Annotated in this window: 18 protein-coding genes; 6 read left to right on the top strand and 12 right to left on the bottom strand. The window is 52.7% G+C overall.

The features are described 5' to 3' along the window. Positions 1-17 precede the first annotated feature (17 nt). From pdxA to F3J40_RS11600, 5 genes are all read right to left on the bottom strand, one after another. Complete coding sequence (gene pdxA, locus F3J40_RS11620; RefSeq protein ID WP_167014766.1) at positions 18-1,028, bottom strand: 4-hydroxythreonine-4-phosphate dehydrogenase PdxA; 1,011 nt, start codon at positions 1,026-1,028, stop codon at positions 18-20. A gap of 304 nt (positions 1,029-1,332) precedes the next feature. Beyond that, positions 1,333-3,045, bottom strand: coding sequence for an ABC transporter permease subunit (locus tag F3J40_RS11615; RefSeq protein WP_167014764.1), 1,713 nt, complete (start codon positions 3,043-3,045; stop codon positions 1,333-1,335). Between the two features lie 3 nt (positions 3,046-3,048). Further along, complete coding sequence (locus tag F3J40_RS11610; RefSeq protein WP_167014762.1) at positions 3,049-4,554, bottom strand: ABC transporter substrate-binding protein; 1,506 nt, start codon at positions 4,552-4,554, stop codon at positions 3,049-3,051. A 74-nt stretch (positions 4,555-4,628) separates the two neighbouring features. Next, positions 4,629-5,417, bottom strand: coding sequence for an ATP-binding cassette domain-containing protein (locus F3J40_RS11605; RefSeq protein ID WP_370659861.1), 789 nt, complete (start codon positions 5,415-5,417; stop codon positions 4,629-4,631). Continuing rightward, positions 5,417-6,208 carry an ATP-binding cassette domain-containing protein gene (locus tag F3J40_RS11600; protein ID WP_240155432.1) on the bottom strand — a complete coding sequence of 264 codons (792 nt, stop codon included), beginning with the start codon at positions 6,206-6,208 and terminating at the stop codon, positions 5,417-5,419. Before F3J40_RS11600 ends, F3J40_RS11605 begins: the two co-directional genes overlap by 1 nt. A 245-nt stretch (positions 6,209-6,453) precedes the next feature. On the opposite strand from F3J40_RS11600, the gene F3J40_RS11595 reads away from it, so the two are divergent. Further along, positions 6,454-7,239: a DsbA family protein gene (locus tag F3J40_RS11595; protein ID WP_167014758.1), complete on the top strand. Its 786-nt coding sequence runs from the start codon at positions 6,454-6,456 to the stop codon at positions 7,237-7,239. 320 nt (positions 7,240-7,559) lie between these two features. Further along, the gene (locus F3J40_RS11590) at positions 7,560-10,478 is read left to right on the top strand and encodes a dermonecrotic toxin domain-containing protein (RefSeq protein WP_167014755.1); all 2,919 of its coding nucleotides are present in this window, start codon (positions 7,560-7,562) and stop codon (positions 10,476-10,478) included. Between the two features lie 42 nt (positions 10,479-10,520). Here F3J40_RS11590 and F3J40_RS11585 read toward each other — a convergent pair whose 3' ends face one another. The 6 genes from F3J40_RS11585 to F3J40_RS11560 all read right to left on the bottom strand — a co-directional run bounded on the left by F3J40_RS11585 (position 10,521) and on the right by F3J40_RS11560 (position 18,602). Next, positions 10,521-12,017: a CoA-acylating methylmalonate-semialdehyde dehydrogenase gene (locus tag F3J40_RS11585; RefSeq protein ID WP_167015145.1), complete on the bottom strand. Its 1,497-nt coding sequence runs from the start codon at positions 12,015-12,017 to the stop codon at positions 10,521-10,523. A gap of 10 nt (positions 12,018-12,027) precedes the next feature. Next, on the bottom strand, positions 12,028-13,359 hold the full coding sequence (gene aptA, locus F3J40_RS11580; RefSeq protein ID WP_167014753.1) for an omega-aminotransferase AptA: 1,332 nt from the start codon (positions 13,357-13,359) through the stop codon (positions 12,028-12,030). Between the two features lie 610 nt (positions 13,360-13,969). Next, on the bottom strand, positions 13,970-15,046 hold the full coding sequence (gene pmrB, locus F3J40_RS11575) for a two-component system sensor histidine kinase PmrB (RefSeq protein ID WP_167014751.1): 1,077 nt from the start codon (positions 15,044-15,046) through the stop codon (positions 13,970-13,972). Further along, entirely contained in the window at positions 15,043-15,723 is a 681-nt protein-coding gene (gene pmrA / locus F3J40_RS11570) for a two-component system response regulator PmrA (RefSeq protein ID WP_167014749.1), read from the bottom strand. The genes pmrB and pmrA overlap by 4 nt, the downstream gene beginning before the upstream one ends. Continuing rightward, the gene (gene eptA / locus F3J40_RS11565; RefSeq protein WP_167014747.1) at positions 15,704-17,362 is read right to left on the bottom strand and encodes a phosphoethanolamine transferase EptA; all 1,659 of its coding nucleotides are present in this window, start codon (positions 17,360-17,362) and stop codon (positions 15,704-15,706) included. Before eptA ends, pmrA begins: the two co-directional genes overlap by 20 nt. 82 nt (positions 17,363-17,444) lie before the next feature. Continuing rightward, the gene (locus F3J40_RS11560; RefSeq protein WP_167014745.1) at positions 17,445-18,602 is read right to left on the bottom strand and encodes an MFS transporter; all 1,158 of its coding nucleotides are present in this window, start codon (positions 18,600-18,602) and stop codon (positions 17,445-17,447) included. Positions 18,603-18,736: 134 nt separating this feature from the next. On the opposite strand from F3J40_RS11560, the gene F3J40_RS11555 reads away from it, so the two are divergent. The 3 genes from F3J40_RS11555 (at position 18,737) to F3J40_RS11545 (ending at position 20,200) form a co-directional block, all read left to right on the top strand. Beyond that, positions 18,737-19,483 (top strand): IclR family transcriptional regulator, encoded by a 747-nt coding sequence (locus F3J40_RS11555; RefSeq protein ID WP_167014743.1) that lies wholly within the window; start codon positions 18,737-18,739, stop codon positions 19,481-19,483. Between the two features lie 150 nt (positions 19,484-19,633). After that, positions 19,634-19,843 carry a YdgH/BhsA/McbA-like domain containing protein gene (locus F3J40_RS11550; RefSeq protein ID WP_017348290.1) on the top strand — a complete coding sequence of 70 codons (210 nt, stop codon included), beginning with the start codon at positions 19,634-19,636 and terminating at the stop codon, positions 19,841-19,843. Positions 19,844-19,984: 141 nt separating this feature from the next. After that, complete coding sequence (locus tag F3J40_RS11545) at positions 19,985-20,200, top strand: YdgH/BhsA/McbA-like domain containing protein (RefSeq protein ID WP_017348289.1); 216 nt, start codon at positions 19,985-19,987, stop codon at positions 20,198-20,200. Positions 20,201-20,248: 48 nt separating this feature from the next. On the opposite strand, the gene F3J40_RS11540 is transcribed toward F3J40_RS11545, so the two are convergent. Further along, entirely contained in the window at positions 20,249-21,157 is a 909-nt protein-coding gene (locus F3J40_RS11540) for a LysR family transcriptional regulator (RefSeq protein ID WP_167014741.1), read from the bottom strand. Positions 21,158-21,300: 143 nt separating this feature from the next. On the opposite strand from F3J40_RS11540, the gene hpxD reads away from it, so the two are divergent. Beyond that, positions 21,301-22,332 (top strand): molybdenum cofactor-independent xanthine hydroxylase subunit HpxD, encoded by a 1,032-nt coding sequence (gene hpxD / locus F3J40_RS11535; RefSeq protein WP_017348287.1) that lies wholly within the window; start codon positions 21,301-21,303, stop codon positions 22,330-22,332. Positions 22,333-22,342: the final 10 nt, after the last annotated feature.

Genomic DNA, 22,342 nt, shown 5'->3' with positions numbered 1-22,342 from the left:
CTGCGGCAGAGAGGGGCTTAGTGCTGTTTCATTTTCCAGTAACGCGCAACCACCAGCGTCGATTCCAGCATACTGACCGAGCCCGCAGTGCCGGTCCCGGCGATGTCAAAAGCGGTGCCGTGATCGACCGAGCTACGCATAAACGGCAGACCGAAGGTAATCGTGATCGATTTTTCGAAATCCAGCGTTTTACAGGCGATGTGGCCTTGATCGTGATAAAGCGAGAGGATGGCATCGTAACGGCCCTGTTTGCCCAGGTGGAACACCGAGTCTGCCGGGATCGGGCCAATGGCATTGATGCCCAGTTCCTGCGCGGCTTTCACCGCCGGGATCAGGTTGTCCTGTTCTTCATGTCCAAACAGGCCGTTATCTGAGGCGTGTGGGTTCAGTGCTGCAACAGCAATCAGCGGATTTTTGATGTTCAAGTCATTGAACTCATGATGGATCTGCTGAACGCAGGCCAATACGTTCTCTTTGTTGGCATAGTCACAGGCCGCTTTGAGTGAAATATGACGGCTGACAAAGAACACGCGCAGTTTCTGCACGTGGAACATGGTTAAGCCATAATCAGAACGCGTTTCGACCTGGTAAATTTCGGTATGGCCCGGCAACTTACACCCGGCCAGCTTGATTGCCTCTTTGTGAATCGGGGCGGTAGACACCGCGTCAATCTTCCCTGCCATCCCCAGCTCAATGGATTTCATTACATAGTCCAGCGACATTTTCCCCGCCAGCTGCTGTACTTTGCCCCACTCGATGCTGTCACAGTCATAGTCGCCCGTTTCCAGCACATCCAACGTTCCCCAGCTGAATTTTGCTTCGGCGGGTTCCGAAATTTTGTTGATCGGGAAATCACATTTCAGAATTTTCATCGCCCGCTGGATAATCGGTATAGAACCAATTAAGAATGGCTGGCACTCCTCGTACACACCTTTGTCCATCATCGTGGCGAGTGTAATTTCTGGACCTATCCCTGCTGGGTCGCCAATGGTGACTGCTACTACGGGTTTCTTCTCTGCCAGTGCCATAATTACTCCTGATTAGATCAAACAAATGTTCACATGTTAATCATATGAACATTAGCATAGCGGATGTTTAGCCCACTATTAAGTGACCAAAATCACAGTTACAGAGGAGAAAGCCAGCACTTATTCAAATTGTGACCGAGGCAATAGTTTTGATTAATTGATGAATAGACAGAGAATATGCGGGGTTATGTGGGATGAGGGCAGGTGAATCAGCATTGTCGTTCATTTGTGTTATATTTGAACTTTTGATATGAAGCCAGAGCCCTGTTAATGACTCTGGCTTCATCTTACGCAGGATCAGGCTTCATTTTGATGATCGCCGGAAAGTCAGGCTGGCCCCGCTCACGGAAAGCAAGGCCAGCAGTGTCATCGCGATCACTGGGGTCAGCACCCCCCACCAGGCCCGCTCAACATACGGCATGCCTTCTGCCAGAATTCGGCCCCACTCCGGCGACGGCGGTGCAGCCCCCAATCCAAGGAAGCCCAGTGACGTAAGCGTGAGTGCAATACCGGGCACTCGCAGCATGGCGTGTCTGAACAATGGGCCCGCAAGTGCTGGCAGAATATAGAAGTAATCACGCCTTACAGGTCCAATCCCGCTTAACGGTAGCAGTCTGAGCCAGGGTCGAGCACGAATTTCTGCGGCGAGTGCCGTGCTATGTGCGGCCAACGGTGCCCAGGCTATCAGAACCACCGCCAGAACAGCACCGCTCTCTCCCGGCCCAAGCAGCGCCACCACCATCATGCCCGCCAGCGTGGTGGGCAGCGCGTTAGCCAGTTCCATCGGACCGCTAAATACGCCGGGATAGATGCCTGCAATCATACCGGTCACCAGGCAAATCAGCGCCACGCCGAGCGCCAGTAGACAAGTGTGCAGCGTACCATGCGCCACTCGCGCCAAGAGATCCCGGCCCATAGCATCGGCACCAAATGGCAACCCCCAGTCAGGATCCGCCAGTCGCGTAAAGGCGGTCTGCCACGGATCTCGCGGCAAACCCGCCATCAATAAGGCAACTAACAGGCACAGCGATATTCCCGCTAGCAAGTAGCTGGAATTTGCCTTTTGTGTGGGTTCGGGTGTGGAGAGGCTAAAGCTGCGCATCGCCCTGCCTGCCAGCACCGATTGCACCAGACGACAAGCGCAGCTGACTGACATAGCGAAGAAGAGCAACAACAGAATGCCACACTGCAATGCAGGCAGATCCTGAGCGATAGCTGCGCCTAATGTAGCGCGCCCGATACCGGGTATCGCAAAGACCTTCTCAACGGCGATCGCCCCACCCGCCAGTGCCACAATGACCTGACCGAGCACCGGTAACAGGCTAATCAATCCCCGTTGCAATACTGCACGGATAATTGCCCAACGTCTTATACCCGCCATACGCCAGGTGATGACCCAGCGCTCACTGAAAGCCGTGCCGATAGCCTCTGCGTACAAACGCCCCAGATATCCCCCTGCGGGTAAACCCAAAGCCAGTGCAGGCAGCACTACGTCCCGTGGGGATTGCCAGCCATAAGGGGAAAACCATGGCTGCCAGACGGCAAACAGCAGCAACAACACGGTAGCGAGGAGAAATTCAGGCAGAGTCGTCAGGAGTACCGCAACTGCGGATCCAGACGCCGGCTGTCGACCCGCAACACCGCGCCACAGTGCAGGCAGAGACAGCATGAGTATGACGGCAACCGCCACCAGCAGTGACCAACACATCAGGGTGAGAGAAACACTGCCCGCGTGCAGCATCCCTGCCATCACGGGTTTGCCAGATACCCAGGACACGCCCGCATCCCCCCGGAGCATTCCGCGCGCCCATTGCAATAACAATGCGAACGGCCCCTGATCCAGCCCCCATGCCGTGCGAATGGCTGCCAGGGTTTCCGCACTGGCTTCCTGCTCCCCCGAACGCGCACGCAGCAAAGCTAATGCAGGATCGCGACCCGACAGCCAGGGCAACAGAGCAATCAGCAGCAGAATGCCCACAGCCGCAACCCCGCGTGATAACCAGGCAATAGCTGACATCCGTTACTCCGCCTGAATCCGTGTATTACTGTCTATCAGACTGCGCTCACGCGGGTCACGGATAGCTGCAATAACCCGCTGACTCTCACCCTGAATCACGCGCTCATGCAGCATCGGAATGGCGGCATCCGTCGCCAAAATCATCTTTTCCACCTGCATAATCGCCACCCGACGCTCGTGACCCGCCGGGATCACCGCGGCTTGCTTCAGTGCTGCGTCTATCGCTGGTTGACACAACTGAGCAATGTTAAAGGAGCCATCGCAGGCGAAATCACTGTACAGGTAAGCCAGCGGATCACCTGAGTCCAGCACGGTGGCGCGGGAGAGGATAAAGGCATCAAATTTTCCCGCCAGCGCATCTGACTCAATCTGCGAATACTCGCGGACCACCTGCTTAACGCTAAAACCCGCAGCGGTCAGCTGCTGTGCCAGATAGACCGCGACTTCAGGCAGTTCGGTACGATCGCTAAAGGTTGCCAGCGTAATTTGCTGGCCCGAAATAGCCGCGGGTTGTATCCGATTTGTCGGGGGTGTACGCAGTTGCGCTGCCCAAGGCAACGCCGGACCTAGCAACCCTTGGGCAATATCTGCGCGTTTTTCATAGACGTTGTCCACAATTTGCTGTCGGTTGATGGCACTACGGATCGCCGCACGAATAGCCGGATCCTGTGTAATACCGGTGCGGGTATTGAGATACAGGGTATTGGTGCGCGGCATGGGTACTTCATGGACCCGCTCAGGATCGAGCAGCGGAGCCTGTGCAACGGGAATCGCTTCGACAATATCTGCTTTGCCGCTGCGCAATGCTGCTGCGCGTGCGGTGCCATCCGGCACAAAACTGACATCAATCCCGCTGGCAGAGGCTTTTTCGCCCCAGTAGTCGGCGAACCGTTCCAGGGTTGCGCTGCTCGTGCCGTCCACATGGGTCAATACATAAGGTCCACTGCCATGATTCACCGGATCGACCCCATGACCACTGCCGTAGGCCAGAGGGGAGAGAATCGCCAGCTGCGGACTGGAGAGACGCTGAGGTAACAGCGGGTCCGGCTGCTGGGTAGTAATTGACAGGGTATATTCACCCTCTGTCGCCATTTGCCACTTTACCCCATCCAGAATACGCGGCTTAGGCGCGGCACTGTTCGCCGCCGTCAACGCATTCACCACTGCCGCTGCGTTGAGCATTTGCCCGTCGTGAAACTTTACGCCCTGGCGCAAGATCACCTGCCAGCGAGTCGGGGTGAGCTGCTGCCAACTGAGCGCCAGCGCGGGTTGAGCCTCCCCGACGCTGTTCAAGGTGACCAGCGTTTCCGCCGTGCTCCAGCGGGAGAGCTTAAAAGCGTCATCGCTGAGTGGCGTCAGCCCCGATCGTGGCGGCTGTAGCATCGCCACCCGGATACGATCATTTTGAACAGCGGCCGCCGCCGGGTCGCTGTCATCAAAACAGCCCGCCAGTAGCCATGTAGCCCCCATTAGCGCGGCAAATGAGGCGAAATAACCGGTCTTAGTCATCTTTTTCCCTTGGTAGAGATGTAATGGCCCCGCCTCTGCATGCAGCGGTGAGGAAAATAACATCCATTTTTTGATTAAATGTTGAGTTGAGGTATGGCCTGAAGCAGTCGGCGGGTATAAGCCTGATGCGGTTGGATCAGTACCTGTTGTAACGGGCGATCTTCAATAATTTCGCCTTGTTGCATCACCAGCAGACGGTCACAGAGATCGGCAGCCAGCGTAATATCATGGCTGACCACCAGCATTCCCATCTTACGGCTGTCACTGATGCGTATCAGCAGTGCCGTCATGGCCTCACGCAGCGGTAAATCCAGCCCGCTCACCGGTTCATCCGCGAGTAAAAAATCAGGTTCCACGATCAACGCCCTGGCCAACGCCACCCGCTGGGCCTGCCCGCCAGAGAGCTCAGCGGGACGTTTTTCCAGCACACGCAGGCTAAGTTCAACCTGATCAAGCGTCTGACTTAACTGCTGTCGGTTTGCTTTAATACCTGAAAGCCGTAACAGCGGTTCTGACAGTAATTGTCCTACGCTCAATCGAGGTGCCAGCGCGTTAAGTGGATCCTGTGGAATGTATTGCACGCGCCGCCAGTAGCGCTGTAGATCCCTACGAGGTCGGACCTTAATCTCACGGCCTTCACAACGTAACGTGCCACTTTGCGGTGCTTGTAACGCCAGTAAAATCTGCAATAAGGTGGTTTTACCGCAGCCAGAACTCCCTACCAGACCAACCCGCTGGTGTTGTGCTAGCGCCAGAGAAAGCCCCTGAAACAGAGCCGGACAGGCACAGCCATAATGCTGGCGAGGTGGGTGGTAATGCAGGTTTTCCAGCTGTAGGAAGGGAAGTTCATTATGCATTGTCATCACCCCGCCAGCGCGACTGGCGCCTGTAACCGCTGGCAACTGCGGCGGGCGGAGGCCACCAGAGCCTGAGTGTAAGGATGCTGAGGCGTGTGAAGTAACTGCCGCATACTGCCCTGCTCGACAATACGTCCCTGCTCCATCACCAGGCCGCGCTGGCAAAGCTGCGCAGCAATCGCTATATCATGGGTGATGAACAACAATGTCAGTGGCGTGAACTGCTGTAATTGCTCTAGAACCCGTTGCTGCGTCAAGACATCAAGAGCCGTTGTGGGCTCATCAGCGACCAGCAGCGTAGCCCGACTTAACAGCGCAAACGCGAGGCAAACCCGTTGCCGCTGCCCGCCGGAAAGTTCCCCCGGATAACGACTCAGCAAATGAGGAATGTCATCCAACTTCATTTTTTGCATGGCCTGCTGAAGTGCGGATTTATCACGTGTGGCCAGCACTAACGCAAACTGCTGGCCAATTTTTACCAGAGGATTGAGCGCCGTGGTGCTGTCTTGTGACATGCAGGCAACCCGGCTACGCGCTGTGCGCTGCATGGCATTACGGTTGAGTATCTCTTCATCCAGCAGGGAAATTTCGCCCTTGCTCACGGCGGTTGCAGGCAAGAAACCGGCAATCGCGCGCGCGGTTAACGATTTTCCCGACCCGGAAGCGCCAAGTAAACACACCCTCTCTCCCGCATACAGTTGAAAGCTCAGGTTATGAATTACGGTTTCGCCCTTTAGCGCAACAGAGAGCTGCTGGACTTTGAGCAAAGGAAGAACAGGATGAGTTTCAACAGCCATAACGCAGTACACCGCAGGAATTAAGTTATGTGATAACATAACAAAATGAATCAGGGTAATGCAAAATGTTTCAACGCGCTTTCACTCGTGCCTTGCTTTGTAAAGTCTTACAACCTGAGGACATACTTTCTTAAGCCTTAAGCCCCCCTGTTACCAAACGCCAGGCTGTACATCCCCCTAAGATGGGTTAACAATGCACGTTGAATTTTTTCGCTATACCCACTGCAATTCACAAGGATTTAATTATGTCGGTGAGACAACAACTTCTCGCAATTACCCTCGGTGCCGCTTTACTGCCAACGCTGGCTGCTGCTGCGGATAGCACCCCTGCTTTCACACCAGAACAGGAAGCCCGCATCGGTCAAATCGCCTCTGACTATCTGGTGGCCCACCCAGAAGTGTTGCTTCAGGCAAGCCAGAAATTGCAGCAGTTGCAAGAACAACAGCAGATGGGCGCGATGACCGAAGCGGTTATTCAAAATCAGGCTGCGCTGGTTAACGACAAAAACACCCCAACCTACGGTCCGGCAAATGCAAAAGTCGCCGTAGTTGAATTCTTTGACTATCAATGCATCTTCTGTAGTCGCCTTGCGCCAGTAATGGAGCAGGTGGTGAAAGAGAATCCAACGACGCGTTTCGTGTTCAAAGAGTGGCCAATCTTCGGCGATCGTTGGGAAAACTCATTAGTCGCCGCGCAAACCGGATTGCAGGTTTACCAGCAGAAAGGGGCTGAAGCTTATCTCGCCTACCACAACGGTATTTATGCCACCGGCCACAATGAAGGCAAGCTGACTCAGGATGATATTACTCAGGCAGCTAAAAAGGTGAAATTTGATGCCAGCAAAGCCACTGATACCCAGCCCGTGCTGGTGGAAATCAATAAGCTAGCCCAGCAGATTGGGCTGAGCGGCACACCAGGTCTGATTGTATTGCCTACTTCCGGTGCAAACGCCCAGAACACCACCGTTTTCCCTGGCCTTGCCAGCAAACAGGCGATTGAAGCCGCCATTAAGAAAGCGGCTGGCGGCTAATTTCCTTATTTCAAGTCTGAAAACCTGCACTTAGGTGCAGGTTTTTTTATTTAATCCTCTTTATGTTCCGCATTGTGTTTTTTCCCATCACGCATCTCAAAACAAATATTTTTTCTTTTCTCCGAACTTTCAAAAAACAGTCGAAACTAAACTCAGGCAATATGATTTAACAACATAAAATCTGAGCGCCTTTATCTTTAATAAAGAAATATATAAAACCTAAAATTAAATACGTGCATAGCCGTCCGACAGCAAACCATTAGCCTCAAAGCCATAAATGAGGCAAGGACTGCGATCACGAAAAAACAACCAGGAAATTTATGCCAACTATTCCATCTACTGCATTTTCAATTGTCCCGTTGAATAGCTCACTTAACCACCAACCCAATGCCATGCCACTCATGAGTAACCTGAACCAGGTTGCTCATACCATCAATGAAGTGAGGGAAAAAGTCGGCAGCATTGGCATACCAACCCCTAGAAAACAAAGGGTTAAAGATGCTAAAACCTTCTATGCACTCACCACCGGGATTGAGCAGGCACGCCTGAAAACAGGGCTTTATCAGGCCGCACATGACCACGCTGTAAAAATATTAACGCAGTTAAACAAACCCAATTTGAATCCAGACACCATTTATTTAAACCGTTTTTCTGATAGCGTCAGTGATTCACGCTCCTTTACCGGCTGGCAACATAATAATCTCCCTGACAGTAGTTATAGCCTGACAGAAGCGGTTATGCGAAACTTTCTTCCGGGTGAGGTTGATTTTGGTGAAATCTCTGGCATGGACCTGTATAGCGGCATTTACCACACGGGAAAAAACAGCACCCAAGGTTACAATGCAAACAATGAAGTTCAGTTATTACCATCAGCGTTCATGAATAAACTCGAAGCAAGCGATTTTTCGCGAGCTTATAAAAAAACCTGTACTGATTTCTGGCAAAAATACAGCAATGATTCTCGTGTCATCGCAAAAGCCGTATTCATTACGGCGGCAGATAATGCACGTAACAGTGGTCACCTGAGTGAAGCGGGTTACCGTTTAGCGACCAGAGCAGCGTCCCCCGACCTGGTGCTGTCAAATATCAAATCTGATGACGCTGGGCACGCCTTGTCGCTCAAAAACTTACAAACTCAGAATCCACTAAAAGGTGCGGTGCGTCCTCTTGATGTTTATGGTTATCCGTCTAACTTGCTGATTTTCAGCGATCCAAATCAGGCACAGGGCCGTGGTAAACAAGTGCTCTATAGCCCTGTCACCCACCAGTTACATGAATTCGACAGTAAAAACGCGCTTTGCCAGTGGCTAGTCGACCAGGCTAAAGATGGCAAAAAACGTGAGGCGCTGCTGCAACACTGGACACTGTATAACCAGCAGGATGGCAACACCTATGCCGGGGTAAAAAAAGCATTAGAAGGTATCGGAACAGGCGATGCGTCCTGGCGGCCCCAAACCAAACCGTACAAATATCTGCTGACTCAAGATAAGCCGTTAAAAGAGGATGTATTCACTCACATCGCCAAACAGGCTCAGGCCGCTCAGGCTTCGAATGCTGACATGCTGGTCACCTCAAATGCGCAAGTACAGGAAGCGATCTACCTTGGCGATCTTAAAGCAGCAGAAAGTATCCTGTTGCCCTTAGCGATGCTGGGACCGGAACTGTTTGCGATACCTGCCGCTATTGATGCGGGCGCTGAAACGGCAATTGGCCTGCACGGTATGACTGACAATGCGAGGGCCTCCGACCGCAAACAGGGATTTGTCACGACTCTGTCTGGCTTAATCGACGGTTTGTTCTCTGCCGGATCGGAAGTCCCGGTTTCCAGAGATATGCCAGAACTACAGGGGGTGGATTTTGCCAATATCGATCATGATACCATTGGTGATGAGTTCAAGATTGATGACGCTAACGATATTGAGTTGCAGCAGATGTCCAGCCCGGCAACGCCGCTGAATCGTAACCATAAACTGGATTTGACTGGCGCAGTAAATCAGGCGGATACCACGACCAGGACCGCCAATGCGGGCAGTATCTGGACACTTCCCGATGGCCAAAATGCCTTTGTTAAGTCATCCGTAGCCCACCTGATGAAATGGACGGAAGTTGAAGGCAAGCTTGAGATGCAATATTTAGGCGCTCCAACTGCGGCTGAGCAACGTTTCTTTGTAGAAAGAGAGGTTGCAGCAACCCGGCAAACAGCCCTGCAGGCCTTACATGAAAATGCCACCCCTGAAGCTTTTATTGGCACAAAAAAGTCCGCTGAGGGCATAGAAGAAAACTTTGTCGCCACCAAAGCGCTCAGCAATTTCCGTGAGCTGGGTGAGATTTTGGTCGACGGCACCTTTGTAGAAGACCAGTTAGCCGTCAGCAAGTTAAACAAGCAAGGAAAAACTGCACTGCAAGGAAAAATTGCCGAGTTGCGCCAACTGCAAACGCAGTTCGATGAACTCAAAGCCAAAGATCCACAATGGTACACCTCGCAGGATGATGTCCTGAAACAGTCAATCGCCAGGATGCGGGAACTGCGCACCGAGGTCGTCAACGAACTTTTGCCCGCCAGGTTACAACGTCAACTGCTGGCTCACGTTATGAATGATCAGGTCATCGGCGAGCTGGATACCGTTAATACCTGGGGACAGAACGTGGGCTTTGCGAAGTCGACAACCGGCAAGTGGCAGATGGTCGCGCTCGATCGCGGCGCGTCCTATGACGTCGGATTCTGGGGAACCGCGAAAGATCAGGATGGCTTTAGCACGGCAAAAGGCCAACGCCCGTTTATTCTGCAATCAGCCAGCGAAGAGAGTTACACCCGCCAAAGCGCAAAATACTCCGGTCCATTACCACAGTTAGGCACTGACCTGTCCAACTTCCCTTACCCTGAGGATGTAGCCACCATTGCTGGCGCAGGACAAAATGAAGCCATTCGTAAAGAAACCCTCAACATGCTGGCCTATCAGGATATGTTGTTAGAAGGCCGCGGCGGTGCCGATAGTGCGTTTAATCAGAACTTTGAAATCCTTTCTGATCCGCCAACGGATCGCCTGAAAGAGAACGGTCTGATGACAAAAGATGAGGTGATTGCGGCCGATAAGTTACGCCGTGATGCACGTATCGTGCAAGCCGGTGGTGAAGATGCCGTATCGCAATGGGCAAAAGAGCATCCGGTTGACGCAGGAAATATAAAACAGTTGGCCAATGCAAAAAGAAGCCATATGGGGCTTAACCGCATTGCCTGACAGCATCAAGGCGAGCAGTCGCTCGCCTGATGTCATCAACGCTTAACGCTGGCTGGGAAACGCAAACTGTGCGGCTTCCTGGCTTTGCGCTTTAGGCCAACGCTGGGTGATGGTTTTGCGGCGCGTGTAGAATCGCACACCATCCGGGCCATAAGCATGCAGATCACCAAAGAGAGAACGCTTCCAACCGCCAAAACTGTGGAAGGCAACCGGGACCGGTAATGGCACGTTAACCCCCACCATACCTGCCTCAATTTCATTTCCAAACTGACGTGCCGCTTCACCATCACGGGTAAAGATACAGGTCCCGTTTCCGTACTCATGCGCATTAATGAGCGCAATCGCCTCTTCCAGGGATTTGGCTCTGACCACACACAACACCGGGCCAAAAATCTCTTCCTTATAAATCCGCATCTCCGGCGTTACCCGATCAAACAAGCATCCTCCGAGGAAGAATCCGTTCTCATGGCCTGAAATTTTCAGCGCTCGACCATCAACCACTAACTCTGCGCCGACATTGACGCCATCATCAACATAGCCGCTGACTTTGTCACGGTGTGCGGCAGTGACCAGCGGCCCCATATCCAGCCCACACTCTGTGCCTGCACCGATTTTTAACGCCTGAATGCGCGGCACCAGCTTATCAACCAATGCATCAGCCACTGCATCACCAATACACACGGCCACGGAAATGGCCATGCAACGCTCACCGCATGAGCCATACGCTGCGCCCATCAGAGCATTCACTGCATTATCCAGATCGGCATCCGGCATCACCACGGCGTGATTTTTTGCACCACCCAAAGCCTGCACGCGTTTACCACGCTTTGTCCCTTCACTGTAGATATATTCCGCCACAGGGGTGGAACCCACGAAGCTAATTGCTTTTACATCTGGGCTTTCCAGTAGCGCATCAACCGCTTCTTTGTCGCCATTCACCACATTCAGCACGCCTTTCGGCAAGCCCGCCTGCTGGAACAGCGAGGCAATCAGTAACGTTGAGCTTGGATCACGTTCGGAGGGCTTCAGAATAAAGGTGTTACCGCAGGCAATCGCCAGCGGATACATCCACAGCGGTACCATCGCCGGGAAGTTGAACGGGGTGATGCCCGCCACCACACCCACGGCATGGAAGTCACTCCAGGAGTCGATTCCAGGCCCGGCATTACGGCTGAATTCGCCTTTCAGCAATTCTGGTGCAGCCGTAGCGTACTCCACATTCTCAATGCCACGTTTCAGCTCGCCTGCGGCATCTTCGCGGGTTTTACCGTGCTCTTCGCTGATCAGCGTAACAATCTGCTCTTCGTTCTCTTCCAGCAGCTGTTTAAAGCGGAACAGCACCTGCGCACGCTTGGCCGGCGGCAACTCACGCCAGGCTGGCAGTGCAGCCTTAGCCGCATCAATCGCCTGTTGGACCGTGGCACGGCTTGCCAGCTCTACCTGGCGAATAGCTTCACCGGTTGCCGGGTTATAAACCGGCACGCTGCGCCCCGCTGCTACAGGTGTTTCGCCGTTAATTAAGTGTGTGATTACTGTCATCATCGTTTCCTTAAGCGGTTGCGTGAAGGGCTTCGCCTACCGCATCAAACAGGCGGTCCAGTTCAGCAGGTTGGGTATTAAACATTGGACCGAATTGCAGCGTATCGCCGCCGAAGCGCACATAAAAGCCGGCTTTCCATAACGCCATACCAGCTTCGAATGGCCTGATGATGGCATCGCCCTCGCGCGGAGCGATTTGAATAGCACCCACCAGACCGCAGTTACGAATATCCACCACATTCGGGCTGCTACGCAGCGCGTGCAGGCTGTTTTCAAAATGCGGAGCGAGTTCAGCAGACTGTGTCACCAGGTCATCTTTCTCCAGCAGTTCCAGGGTTGCCAACGCAGCAGCACAAGCCACCGGATGGGCTGAATAGGTATAACCGTGACCAAACTCCACGGCGTATTCTGGCAGTGGTTGAGACATAAAGGTGTGATAAATCTCACTGCTGGCGACCACGCCGCCCATCGGGATTGCTCCATTGGTAATCTGCTTGGCGAAGTTGAGGATATCTGGCGTTACGCCAAAATACTCAGCACCACTCCAGCGCCCCATGCGGCCAAAGCCCGTGATCACTTCATCAAAAATCAGCAAAATATTGTGCTGGTCGCAGATTTCGCGCAGGCGCTGTAAATATCCCTGTGGCGGGATGATCGCACCCGCAGAGCCAGAGAGAGGTTCAACAATCACAGCCGCGATGTTGGACGCATCATGCAGTTCAATCAGCTTCAGCATCTCATTTGCCAGCGCAACTCCGCCCGTCTCGGCCATGCCGCGGGTGAAAGGGAGATCCGTCTGTAAAGTATGTGGCAGATGGTCAACATCCATAAACTGGCCAAACATTTTACGGTTGCCGCCAATTCCTCCCAGGCTGGTGCCTGCGATGTTGACGCCGTGATAACCGCGCGCACGACCAATGAATTTGGTTTTCGCCGGTTGTCCCTTCGCTCGCCAGTAAGCGCGTGCCATTTTTACTGCGGTATCCGCAGATTCCGAACCCGACCCGGTGAAAAAGACGTGATTCAGATCGCCAGGCATCTTTTGGGCAATTTTGTCTGCCAGCGCAAACGACAAGGGGTGTCCGTACTGGAAGCCCGGTGAGTAATCCAGTGTACCGAGTTGTTTGGCTACAGCGGCCTGAATTTCACTGCGGGTGTGACCCGCACCACAGGTCCACAATCCTGAAAGACTGTCAAAAATCTGGCGGCCTTTATCATCCGTTAACCAACGGCCTTCTGCTGCCACGATAAAACGCGGGTCACGCTGAAAATTACGGTTAGCACTGAAAGGCATCCAGTGTGCTTGCAGATTAAGTGAAGCAATATTGATGGCATCAGACATGGTCGGCTCTCTTCCAACAGGTGTGGATTCAGTGTGCCGTGACTACATAGGTAAGTTAAATCACAATAATTGCACCATTAGATACAGAAAAACTCACCCATAAGCCTGACCGATAATGCGGTGGTTCTTTCCGGGATCTGCGGATGTTTTTATGCTGAATAAGTGCCTACGAGCTAGCGGATTTCACTGCTTTTGGCACAGGTAATTTGACCGGTTTCGCATTGTGAAAATAAGAAATTTGTATCCCTTGAACAAAGCGGCATTTGCTGGGTTGCTGAAGAAACAGTCGTGTGGACAGTGGCAGAGTAAGATCTGGTTGCTGTTTCAGCACAGCAACCAGAATCTACGCGCGTTTGGGCTTGTAATACCTGCTGCCATAGCATTACGGAGATAACACAAGAAATTACAGCCGGACATTTTTTCTTACTCTGCGCATTCCTGAGCCGCGTCTTAATGTCTCCTTAATCTTACCCTGAGAAAATCAGTGGGTGTTCCCCGAGAAGAGTTGAACAATGTTCAAACCAACAGCTGAAGATAAATTGTGCGAGATGTTTACCCTGCTGCTCAGCGCAGTGGCGGTCGTGGGATTTCTGGCGGTGTGGTTCACCACCTAATCCGACGAGAACTCCACCCATGCGCGGCAACCGGGACCCGGTTGCCGGTTTTGCAGATGGAAACGCCCTTTATGCAGTTGGACAATACGGCTAACAATACTCAGACCCAAGCCAATCCCCCCATAGCGCCGATCCATCCGGACAAAGGCTTTACTCAGTTCACCGCTTTTTGCTTCATCAATACCCGGTCCCTGGTCTTCCACGATTAACTCTGCCTGGTGATCATTCTTAATGGTCACCGTAATGATGGAGCCTTTAGGGCTGTAGCGTGATGCGTTTTCCACCAGATTACGCAGCAACATGCGAATTAAGGTTTCATCTCCTTTTACGGTCGGTTCACTCTCCGTCACTAACTGGAGCTGCTGTAAGCGTGGTGCGAGTAGCATTTTCAGTTCATCCTGCATAGGCAGCACTACACCTTCAACCAGCGCCACACTCTGATACTCTCCGGCGGTGAAGGATTGTCCTACCCGTGCCAGGTGCAGCAGCTGAGCAACGCTGTTCATCATATGGTCGAGCCGATCAATCAGCGGCTTCATACTGATATTATGCGATTTCTCAATCAGCTCGAGATGCAAGCGTAGCCCGGCAATCGGGGTACGTAATTCATGCGCAACATCAGCGGTGAACAGGCGTTCACGTTCCAGGTTGCTGGTTAAGCGACCAACCAGTTGATTGATGGAATGGGTGACGGCATCAATTTCCCTGATGGCGCTGTGATAACGCACCGGTTCGATATTGTCATCGCTGCGATTTTCCAGCTCTTGTTGTAAGTGGGACAAAGGACGGGTGATCCATTTGACGGCCTGCAAACAGAGCACCAGCGCCAGGGTAATCATTACCAGGCTGGGCACCGCCAGGCTCGCCACCGCTTCATGAATCTCCTTCTCAACGTGTCGATGCTCATTTCGATGTTGGATAGCGGCATCCACCAGGAACTGAATCTGCTCTTTACTTTCATGCCAGAGCCAAAACACGCTGATGACCTGACAGAACAGCAAAATAAGGCCGATAGCCAACAGCAGGCGAAAACTCAGCGTGGTACTTTTGCGCGTTTTAGCCGGTTGTTTCATGACGCGGTGTCCTGCTGCTCACTATTGACCAACGCATAACCAAAACCACGCACTGTTCGAATGGCTGATTTACCGATTTTGTCGCGCAGGTTGTGGATGTGTACTTCCAGCGTATTGGTGGAAGGTTCGGTTTCCCAGTTATAGATATCGTTATAGAGGATTTCACGGTGTACAGGATTCCCGGCCTTAAGCATCAACCGCGCCAGAATGGCGTGCTCTTTGGGCGTCAGATCCAGGCGCTGTCCGGCTAATGTAATTTGCCGCAATGTCATGTTGAGCGTCAGGTTGCCGACCTGCACCAGCTCGTCCCCTTGATTTACGTGGCGACGGATCAGCGCACGAATGCGCGCCAGCAGTTCATCCAATGAGAATGGCTTGACCAGATAATCATCCGCCCCGGCATCCAACCCGGCAATGCGTTCCTGAACCGTATCACGGGCAGTAAGGATCAACACCGGATGCATATTTTTCTGCCGCCGCAAGCGCAGCAGAAAATGTAAACCGTCTTCATCCGGCAAACCTAAATCCAGCACCAACAGGCTATACATGCCTTCGCGAAAGGCGGCTTCCGCCTCACGCACAGTGGTGACACCGTCACAAACATAACCTTCACTTTTCAGTGCCAGGGTTAAGCCCTGTAACAGCAGGGCATCATCTTCAACCACTAATATTTTCATGCTCTGTACTCCGACAGCCCGTAAGAATGTCATCTGCCGGGCGATATTCCTTTGTCGCAATGCCCGTCAGGCCCAGCATAGTGGAAAACAGGTTATCCTGGGAGAAATTCGCCGATTTTGCACGTTGCTCCAGGCAGGTCTGGCTGACACCGTAGCGTTGCTGATAGTCCGGCGACAGCCACAGCAACATTGGTACATGCTTCTGAGCTTCAGGGGCGATGCTGTAAGGCAATCCGTGCAGATAAACGCCGTCTTCACCGAGTGATTCACCGTGGTCAGAAAGATAAACCAGGCTGGTGGTGAACTGGCTCTGATGCGCCTTCAGCAGGTTGATCGCCTTATCGACAATATAATCGGCGTACAACACGGTATTATCGTAAGTATTCACCAGTTGCTGCTGTGAACAGGTCTGAATCTGACTGGTTTCACAGGTTGGGGTAAACTTCGCAAACTCAGGTGGATAGCGATGATTGTAGGTTGGGCCGTGGCTACCAATGGTATGAATCACGATCACCCCATTCCCTTTCAGGCTTTCTATATACTGCTCCAGCCCGTGGAACAACACTTCGTCATAGCACTCACCTTCAATGCACATGCCCGGCAAATTCAGCGCGTTCATATCCTGGTGTGGCACCCGGTTACAGACGCCTTTACAGCCGCCATCATTCTCATTCCATAACACCTGAATACCGGCACGCTGTTCGATATCCAGTAACCCTTCCTCATGGCTGGCAAGACCATCGTCATAATGGCTGCGTGGCATATTAGAGAACATGCAAGGTACGGATACCGCTGTTGACGTGCCACAGGAGGCGGTATTAGGGAAATAGATCACCTGATCTTTTGCCAACCGTGGATTAGTCTCACGATTGTATCCACCCAGAGAGAAATCACTGGCGCGCGAGGTTTCACCCAACACCATAATCGTCAGATTTGGTTTGGTATTGCTGCTGAAAGCGGGTTTTTGCTGCGCATCAAGGCCAATTTGTACCAGCGGCAGGTTATCCATACGGTGGTGGACATACCAGGACCAGACGGCAGTAATACTGTTAGAGGGGCTTAGAGATTTTACCAGCTCTTTGTTATTGCGGAACAGTGAGGCGTAGTCCTTGTAGAACAACAAAGCCACCAGAATGATCGCGCAACAGGAAAGCACCACGCTGAGGCTGCGATTGCGCAAGCTACGCCAGCCGGAAGCCGGTTTCTTGACCTGTAACCAACAGGCCAGCAGGCTGCTCACTACCGCAGTAAATGCCAGCGTCAGTAACATCTGCGGAGTCACCAGTGCCCAGCTTTCAGCAGGAGTGGTATCCACAATGTTACTGATCATGGAGCGATCCAGCACAATGCCATAGTTCTGAATAAAGTACTGCGCACTGGCGGCGACCAAAATAAACAGCACGATGACCAAGCGGTCCAGCCAAATAAACGAAGCCAGCGTCACCACAATATTGATCACGCTAAAGGCCACGACCGGCATTGAAAGAAAGACCAACAAACTTTGTCCCTGATGCAGCGGCAACAGGCTAGCGGCCTGGCGATAAAAGGCAATATTAAGAAACAGCGCGATATACGCTGAGAAAAGCATTAAGAAGCGCAACTGGCCAAGCGCAGGCCGACGCAAAGTAATCCGGGACATAGACAATTTTCCATCATGAATAATGGTCGTTATCTTGCCCGGTACAGATTAAGACAACCTTAAGATGCTTAAGGTTGGCAGGTTAACGGAGGTCGCTGGCTGCCCGCTTGTTCACTCGCTGCCAGTGCATCAGACCGATGAGCACCAGCAGGCTCAGCAGCGCTGCGCCACTGAAAACCCGGCTACTGTCACCCGGTATGTAAACCATAAAAGCTGCGAGGAACTGCCCACTGAAGATCGCCATCGCCAGTCGGGCCAGATTTTTCCCTCGCAGAGGCGCAGAGCTGTAATCTACGGTCATATGATTGACCAGCGGGATAGAAAACCCAAAGCCACAGCCGAGCATAACACCGCCGAAAATAAACAGCGGTAGCTGAGTTGCGAAGGCAAAGAACAAATGTGCAGTTGCCAGGCAGAGAAAGGCGACACTCAGCAACTGCGCATCACGTATGTTTTGCAGCAGACGCGGCATCTGCGAAGCGGCGGCAACCGCGACCAGGGAAACAAACGACAAAAAATAACCCGTCATTGCCGGACTAATGCCCGCCGCATGAAAATGCTGTGGGATCATAATGATCGCCGTAAAGAAAATGATCATGGCGCTACAGGCCGCTAACTGAGCAAGGCGAAGTCCAGCGGGATGATTTCCCAACGTCGGCATGTTTTCCCCCTCACCTGCTGTATTCGTGGTGGCAACACGTGGAACCCAGCGCCACAGCATCAGCAAAAGCAGCCAGGCACACAGATAAAGCGAAAATGGCCAGCGCCAGTTTTGTTCGGCCAGCACGCCGCCAATTGCGAGAAAAATCACGCCCCCCAACTCAATGGACATCCCCTGCCACGCCATCATTTTGAGTCGCGTTTCGCCGTGCCAAAAAGTCGCAATCAGCGCTGTACCCGCACTCATGACCATCGCGGTAGCGCCGCCAAGCAATAACCGTTCGGCAAAGACCATTACCACGCCTTGCAGGAAAACAGCACCCGCGCCAAGCAAGCCATACAGCAATAATCCCGCCGCCAGGGTATGCCATGCGCCCAGACGATCAATGCATCGACCTGCCAACGGCGCAAATAGCACCACCCCCAGAGACGGCAAGGTGATTAGCCAGTTAGCGCCATGTGGCACCCTCAGCCCCTTTGCAACGTCATTGATGCCCGGCACGATCACACACCCGACCATGATCGTCAGGCAAGCAACGGCAAGCAGAGTAAATACGCCCGTTTTAGTTGGATAAGACATAGTGATCCCGTAAGTAAAATTGTCCGTTGAATGGATAATACGGGAGAGTAAAGCACGAAATTACGCTGCATAAATGCTGTAACCTGTCCATACTGTCCACTTGGTGGATAAACAGCAGCATCGAGAGTGGCTTTATGCAACAAGACCAACAAACGAGTTCGCAAGTCATCGCCCGTACGGCGCTGATCCTGCGTACTCTGGAGAATTATCCTCAGGGTTTATCGATTTCAGCCCTGGCCAGGGCGACCGCCATGCCACGTACCACAGTGCATCGCCTGGTCACATCGCTGATGAGTGAAGGACTACTGAGCCACAGCGAACGGCTTATTTGCCTTGGCCCCGCACTGATCCGACTGGCTGGCTCTGTGCATACTGATGTGATCGCTATTGCCCGTCCAGCACTTGAAACCCTAGGCCGACGAACGCGAGAAACCGTCGAGCTTTCCGTTTTTCGCGGTACCCATGCCATTTCACTGAGTCAGGTGCCTTCAGACCAGGAGCTACGTGTGGTATCCGTGGTGGGTACGGCATTCCCTTGTCACTGTAGTGCGCATGGCAAAGCCCTGCTGGCTGATATGAGTGACAAAGAGGTTCTGCAACTTCTTGGCACACAGCCAGAGAAACGCACGTCATTGAGCCTGGATACACCCGAAGCGATCCTTGCCGATCTCATTGCTACCCGCACTCAGCGCTACGCTACTGACATTGAAGAACACGCGCGTGGTGTCTGCGGTATTGCCGTAAGCCTAAGGACCGGACCAGGAGAGCGCTATGCTTTATCCATTGCAGTGCCCGCTCAACGTTTTAGCGAACAGCGTTCGCGGTTATTAGCCGCATTGATGCAATGTCGCGCTGAAATTGAGGCAGCACTCTCCCGCTAGTTTCTGATATGAACCTGCCTAAAAATCATTCAAATTAACTGAATTAGTTCAGCAAATCGTTCAGCTTTTAACCTTGCCAGTTCAGGCCTATCATTTCCTACATCAAGGCGAAATGCCTTACAACAAACAATATCTTCTGAGGAAATGACCATGAAAAACATCAAAACTTTAGTTGTAGTTTCAGCTCTTTCACTGTTCTCTGCGGCTGGTTTTGCCCAAACTATCAGCGCAACCAGTTCTACGCTGGATGGTGCAGAAGCCAAAATTGCCGCTCAGGCACATCAGGCAGGCAGCCAGTACAAAATTACCGAAGCGTATAGCGGTAACCGCGTGCACATGACCGCTGAGCTGACAAAATAATCGCAAAGAATGATAAAAACCCGATGAAATGATAACCGCACTAATTGATAACAAGCTAATAGTAACATGGGTTATCATTACTTCATCGCAGGCACACAGCCTGAACCTGATAAGCAAAACGCAAAATTAAGGATACCGACCATGAAAACTATCAAAACATTGTCATTAGCTACCGTTGCTGCGCTGTCACTGATCTCTTTCGGCAGCTTCGCCCAGAGCGTGACTGCGACCAGCTCAACCCTGGATGGCGCAGAAGCAAAAATCGCCGCTCAGGCACAGCAAGAAGGTGCGAACTACAAAATCACCGAAGCGAATTTCAATAACGGTGTGCACATGACCGCCGAGCTGTACAAATAATATCCCTCTGTTGATTTAGCCGCCGCAAGGCGGCTTTTTTTATGCCTTTTAACGGGTATTCAGGCGTTCAATCTCCCCACTGATGGCTTTGATTGTCATCTGCGCAGCACGCGAAAGCTGGCGTGAAGGTGCAGTACACAGCGCCAGCGTCAGGGGGCGAATCAGTTGCCCTTTCAACGGGACAAAACAGAGCTGCTGCTGTTTAACCTCTTCCAGCACATCCAGCAAGCTTAATACCGCCACACCGGCACGCTGACGCACCAGCGATTTGATCAGCCGGATGTCATTACACACAATCGCATTTTCGGGTGCCAGGCTATGATGCCGGTAGAGCAAACGCACCCGGTCATAAACCACGAGCGGCTCACCGGGAATAATGTGGCGTTCCTCACTGAGTTCGCCAGGTGACAGACTGGCGCGTTCAGCCAATTCATGCCCGGTCGGCAACACCACACCCATGGGCATTTCAGCAAATGCCAGTACATCCAGGCCACTTTGCCCTTCCGGATCGAGCACCAGACCAAAGTCGATTTCAGCCTGCCGAATGCGCTGGCTGATTGACAAACTGTCTCCCACCGAAAGATCGAGGCGTAACCACGGCCAGTCGCTGGCTATGCGGGCAAAGGCATCCGCCATACAGCCATCACTCAACGCCTGAATCAGTCCCACGCTAACGTGGCCCCGTTTCACCCCTTGAATATCATCGAAATAGTGGCAGGTCAGGCGGAACTCTCGCTGCCAGCGTTGAATATTATCCAGCAGGAGTTCTCCTGCGGTGGTCATCCGTAACCCATCGGGCAACCTTTCAAACAGCGGCAGGCCATATTCGGCCTCCGCTTGCAGGATTTGCCGGTTGATTGCCGAAGCAGATACATGAAGCCGCTCAGCCGCTTTCCGCAGGCTACCGCTGCGGGCGACTTCGGCAAAATAAAGCGCAAAGCGAGAAAATGGACTCACGGCAACTCCTGTACTGTTTTTTGCAACACATAAGTGAATTCTTGCTGATGGATGTAAACACCTTAATCCGTACAAAATGCACTGACAATCATTTTACCGGTGGCTGACACCGGATTTATGTGAGCAAAAAAAGGAAGCCTCCCATGACAACACTTGCCCCTCCTGCCCATTGCACATTCGAACCGGACGATTGGCTGCGTCTGGCCCAGCAGTGGCATCCGGTCGCCCGCTCTTGTGATGTTGGGCCGCAGCCAACCAAAGCCGTGCTGCTGGATGAACAGTTAGTGGTTTATCGGATCCATGGCAAGGTGGTCGTAGCACGGGATGTCTGTCCCCATCGTGGTGTGCCTTTGACGCTGGGGTTCCACGATGAAGAGGGCGTTATCTGTCCTTATCACGGCTTACGCTTTGGTGACGATGGCCGCTGCAATCGCATCCCTTCCAGCCCAAATCAGCCGATACCCGCCAAGCTGAACCTGATCACCTATGCGGTGGAAGAGCGCTTTGGCCTGGTGTGGGTCTGTATGGCGCCTGATGCAGAATCGCCCGCCCCGTTGCCGCAGATGCCGCACTGGGTCGATGAAGGTTTTCAGCAGATTAACTGCCCGCCGTTTGACGTAGACGGTTTTGCCGGTCGTCAGGTTGAGGGTTTTCTCGATGTCGCACACTTTGCGTGGATTCATACTGAAACCTTCGCCGATCCGGATAATCAGGAAGTTCCCCCCTATAACGCCGTCGAGACACCCACCGGTTTTGTGGTGGATTACTGGAGTAGCGTGGGCAACTATCCTGCCAGCTCAGAGCATCAGGCTCCCGAAGGGTTCGAATGGCTGCGCCATTTTGAAATGCACTTACCGTTTACCGCGACCCTGACCATCCACTTCCCCGGAACAGCACGTCTGGTGATCATGAATGCGGCATCACCGGTATCCGCCAGAAAGACCCGTATGTTTGCCCCGCTGGCGCGCAATTTCGATCTGCATGTGCCGGTGGAAGACGTCCATGCTTTCAATCACAAAGTGTTTGAAGAAGATCGTTTGATGGTCGAAACACAGCGTCCAGAACGGCTGCCGCTGGATCTGACCCTGGAAGCCCATATTCCGGCAGACCGCAGTTCAATTGCTTATCGGCGTGGTCTGAAAAAAATGGGCTTCGGCGAATTTTTCCTCGTTTAACGGAGGTGAA

The organism is Candidatus Pantoea multigeneris (assembly GCF_011752615.1).
In the GTDB taxonomy this organism is placed as follows: Bacteria; Pseudomonadota; Gammaproteobacteria; order Enterobacterales; family Enterobacteriaceae; genus Pantoea; species Pantoea multigeneris.
Note: the sequence above shows the minus strand (reverse complement) of the source record. Positions and strands in the feature narration are given on the sequence as shown.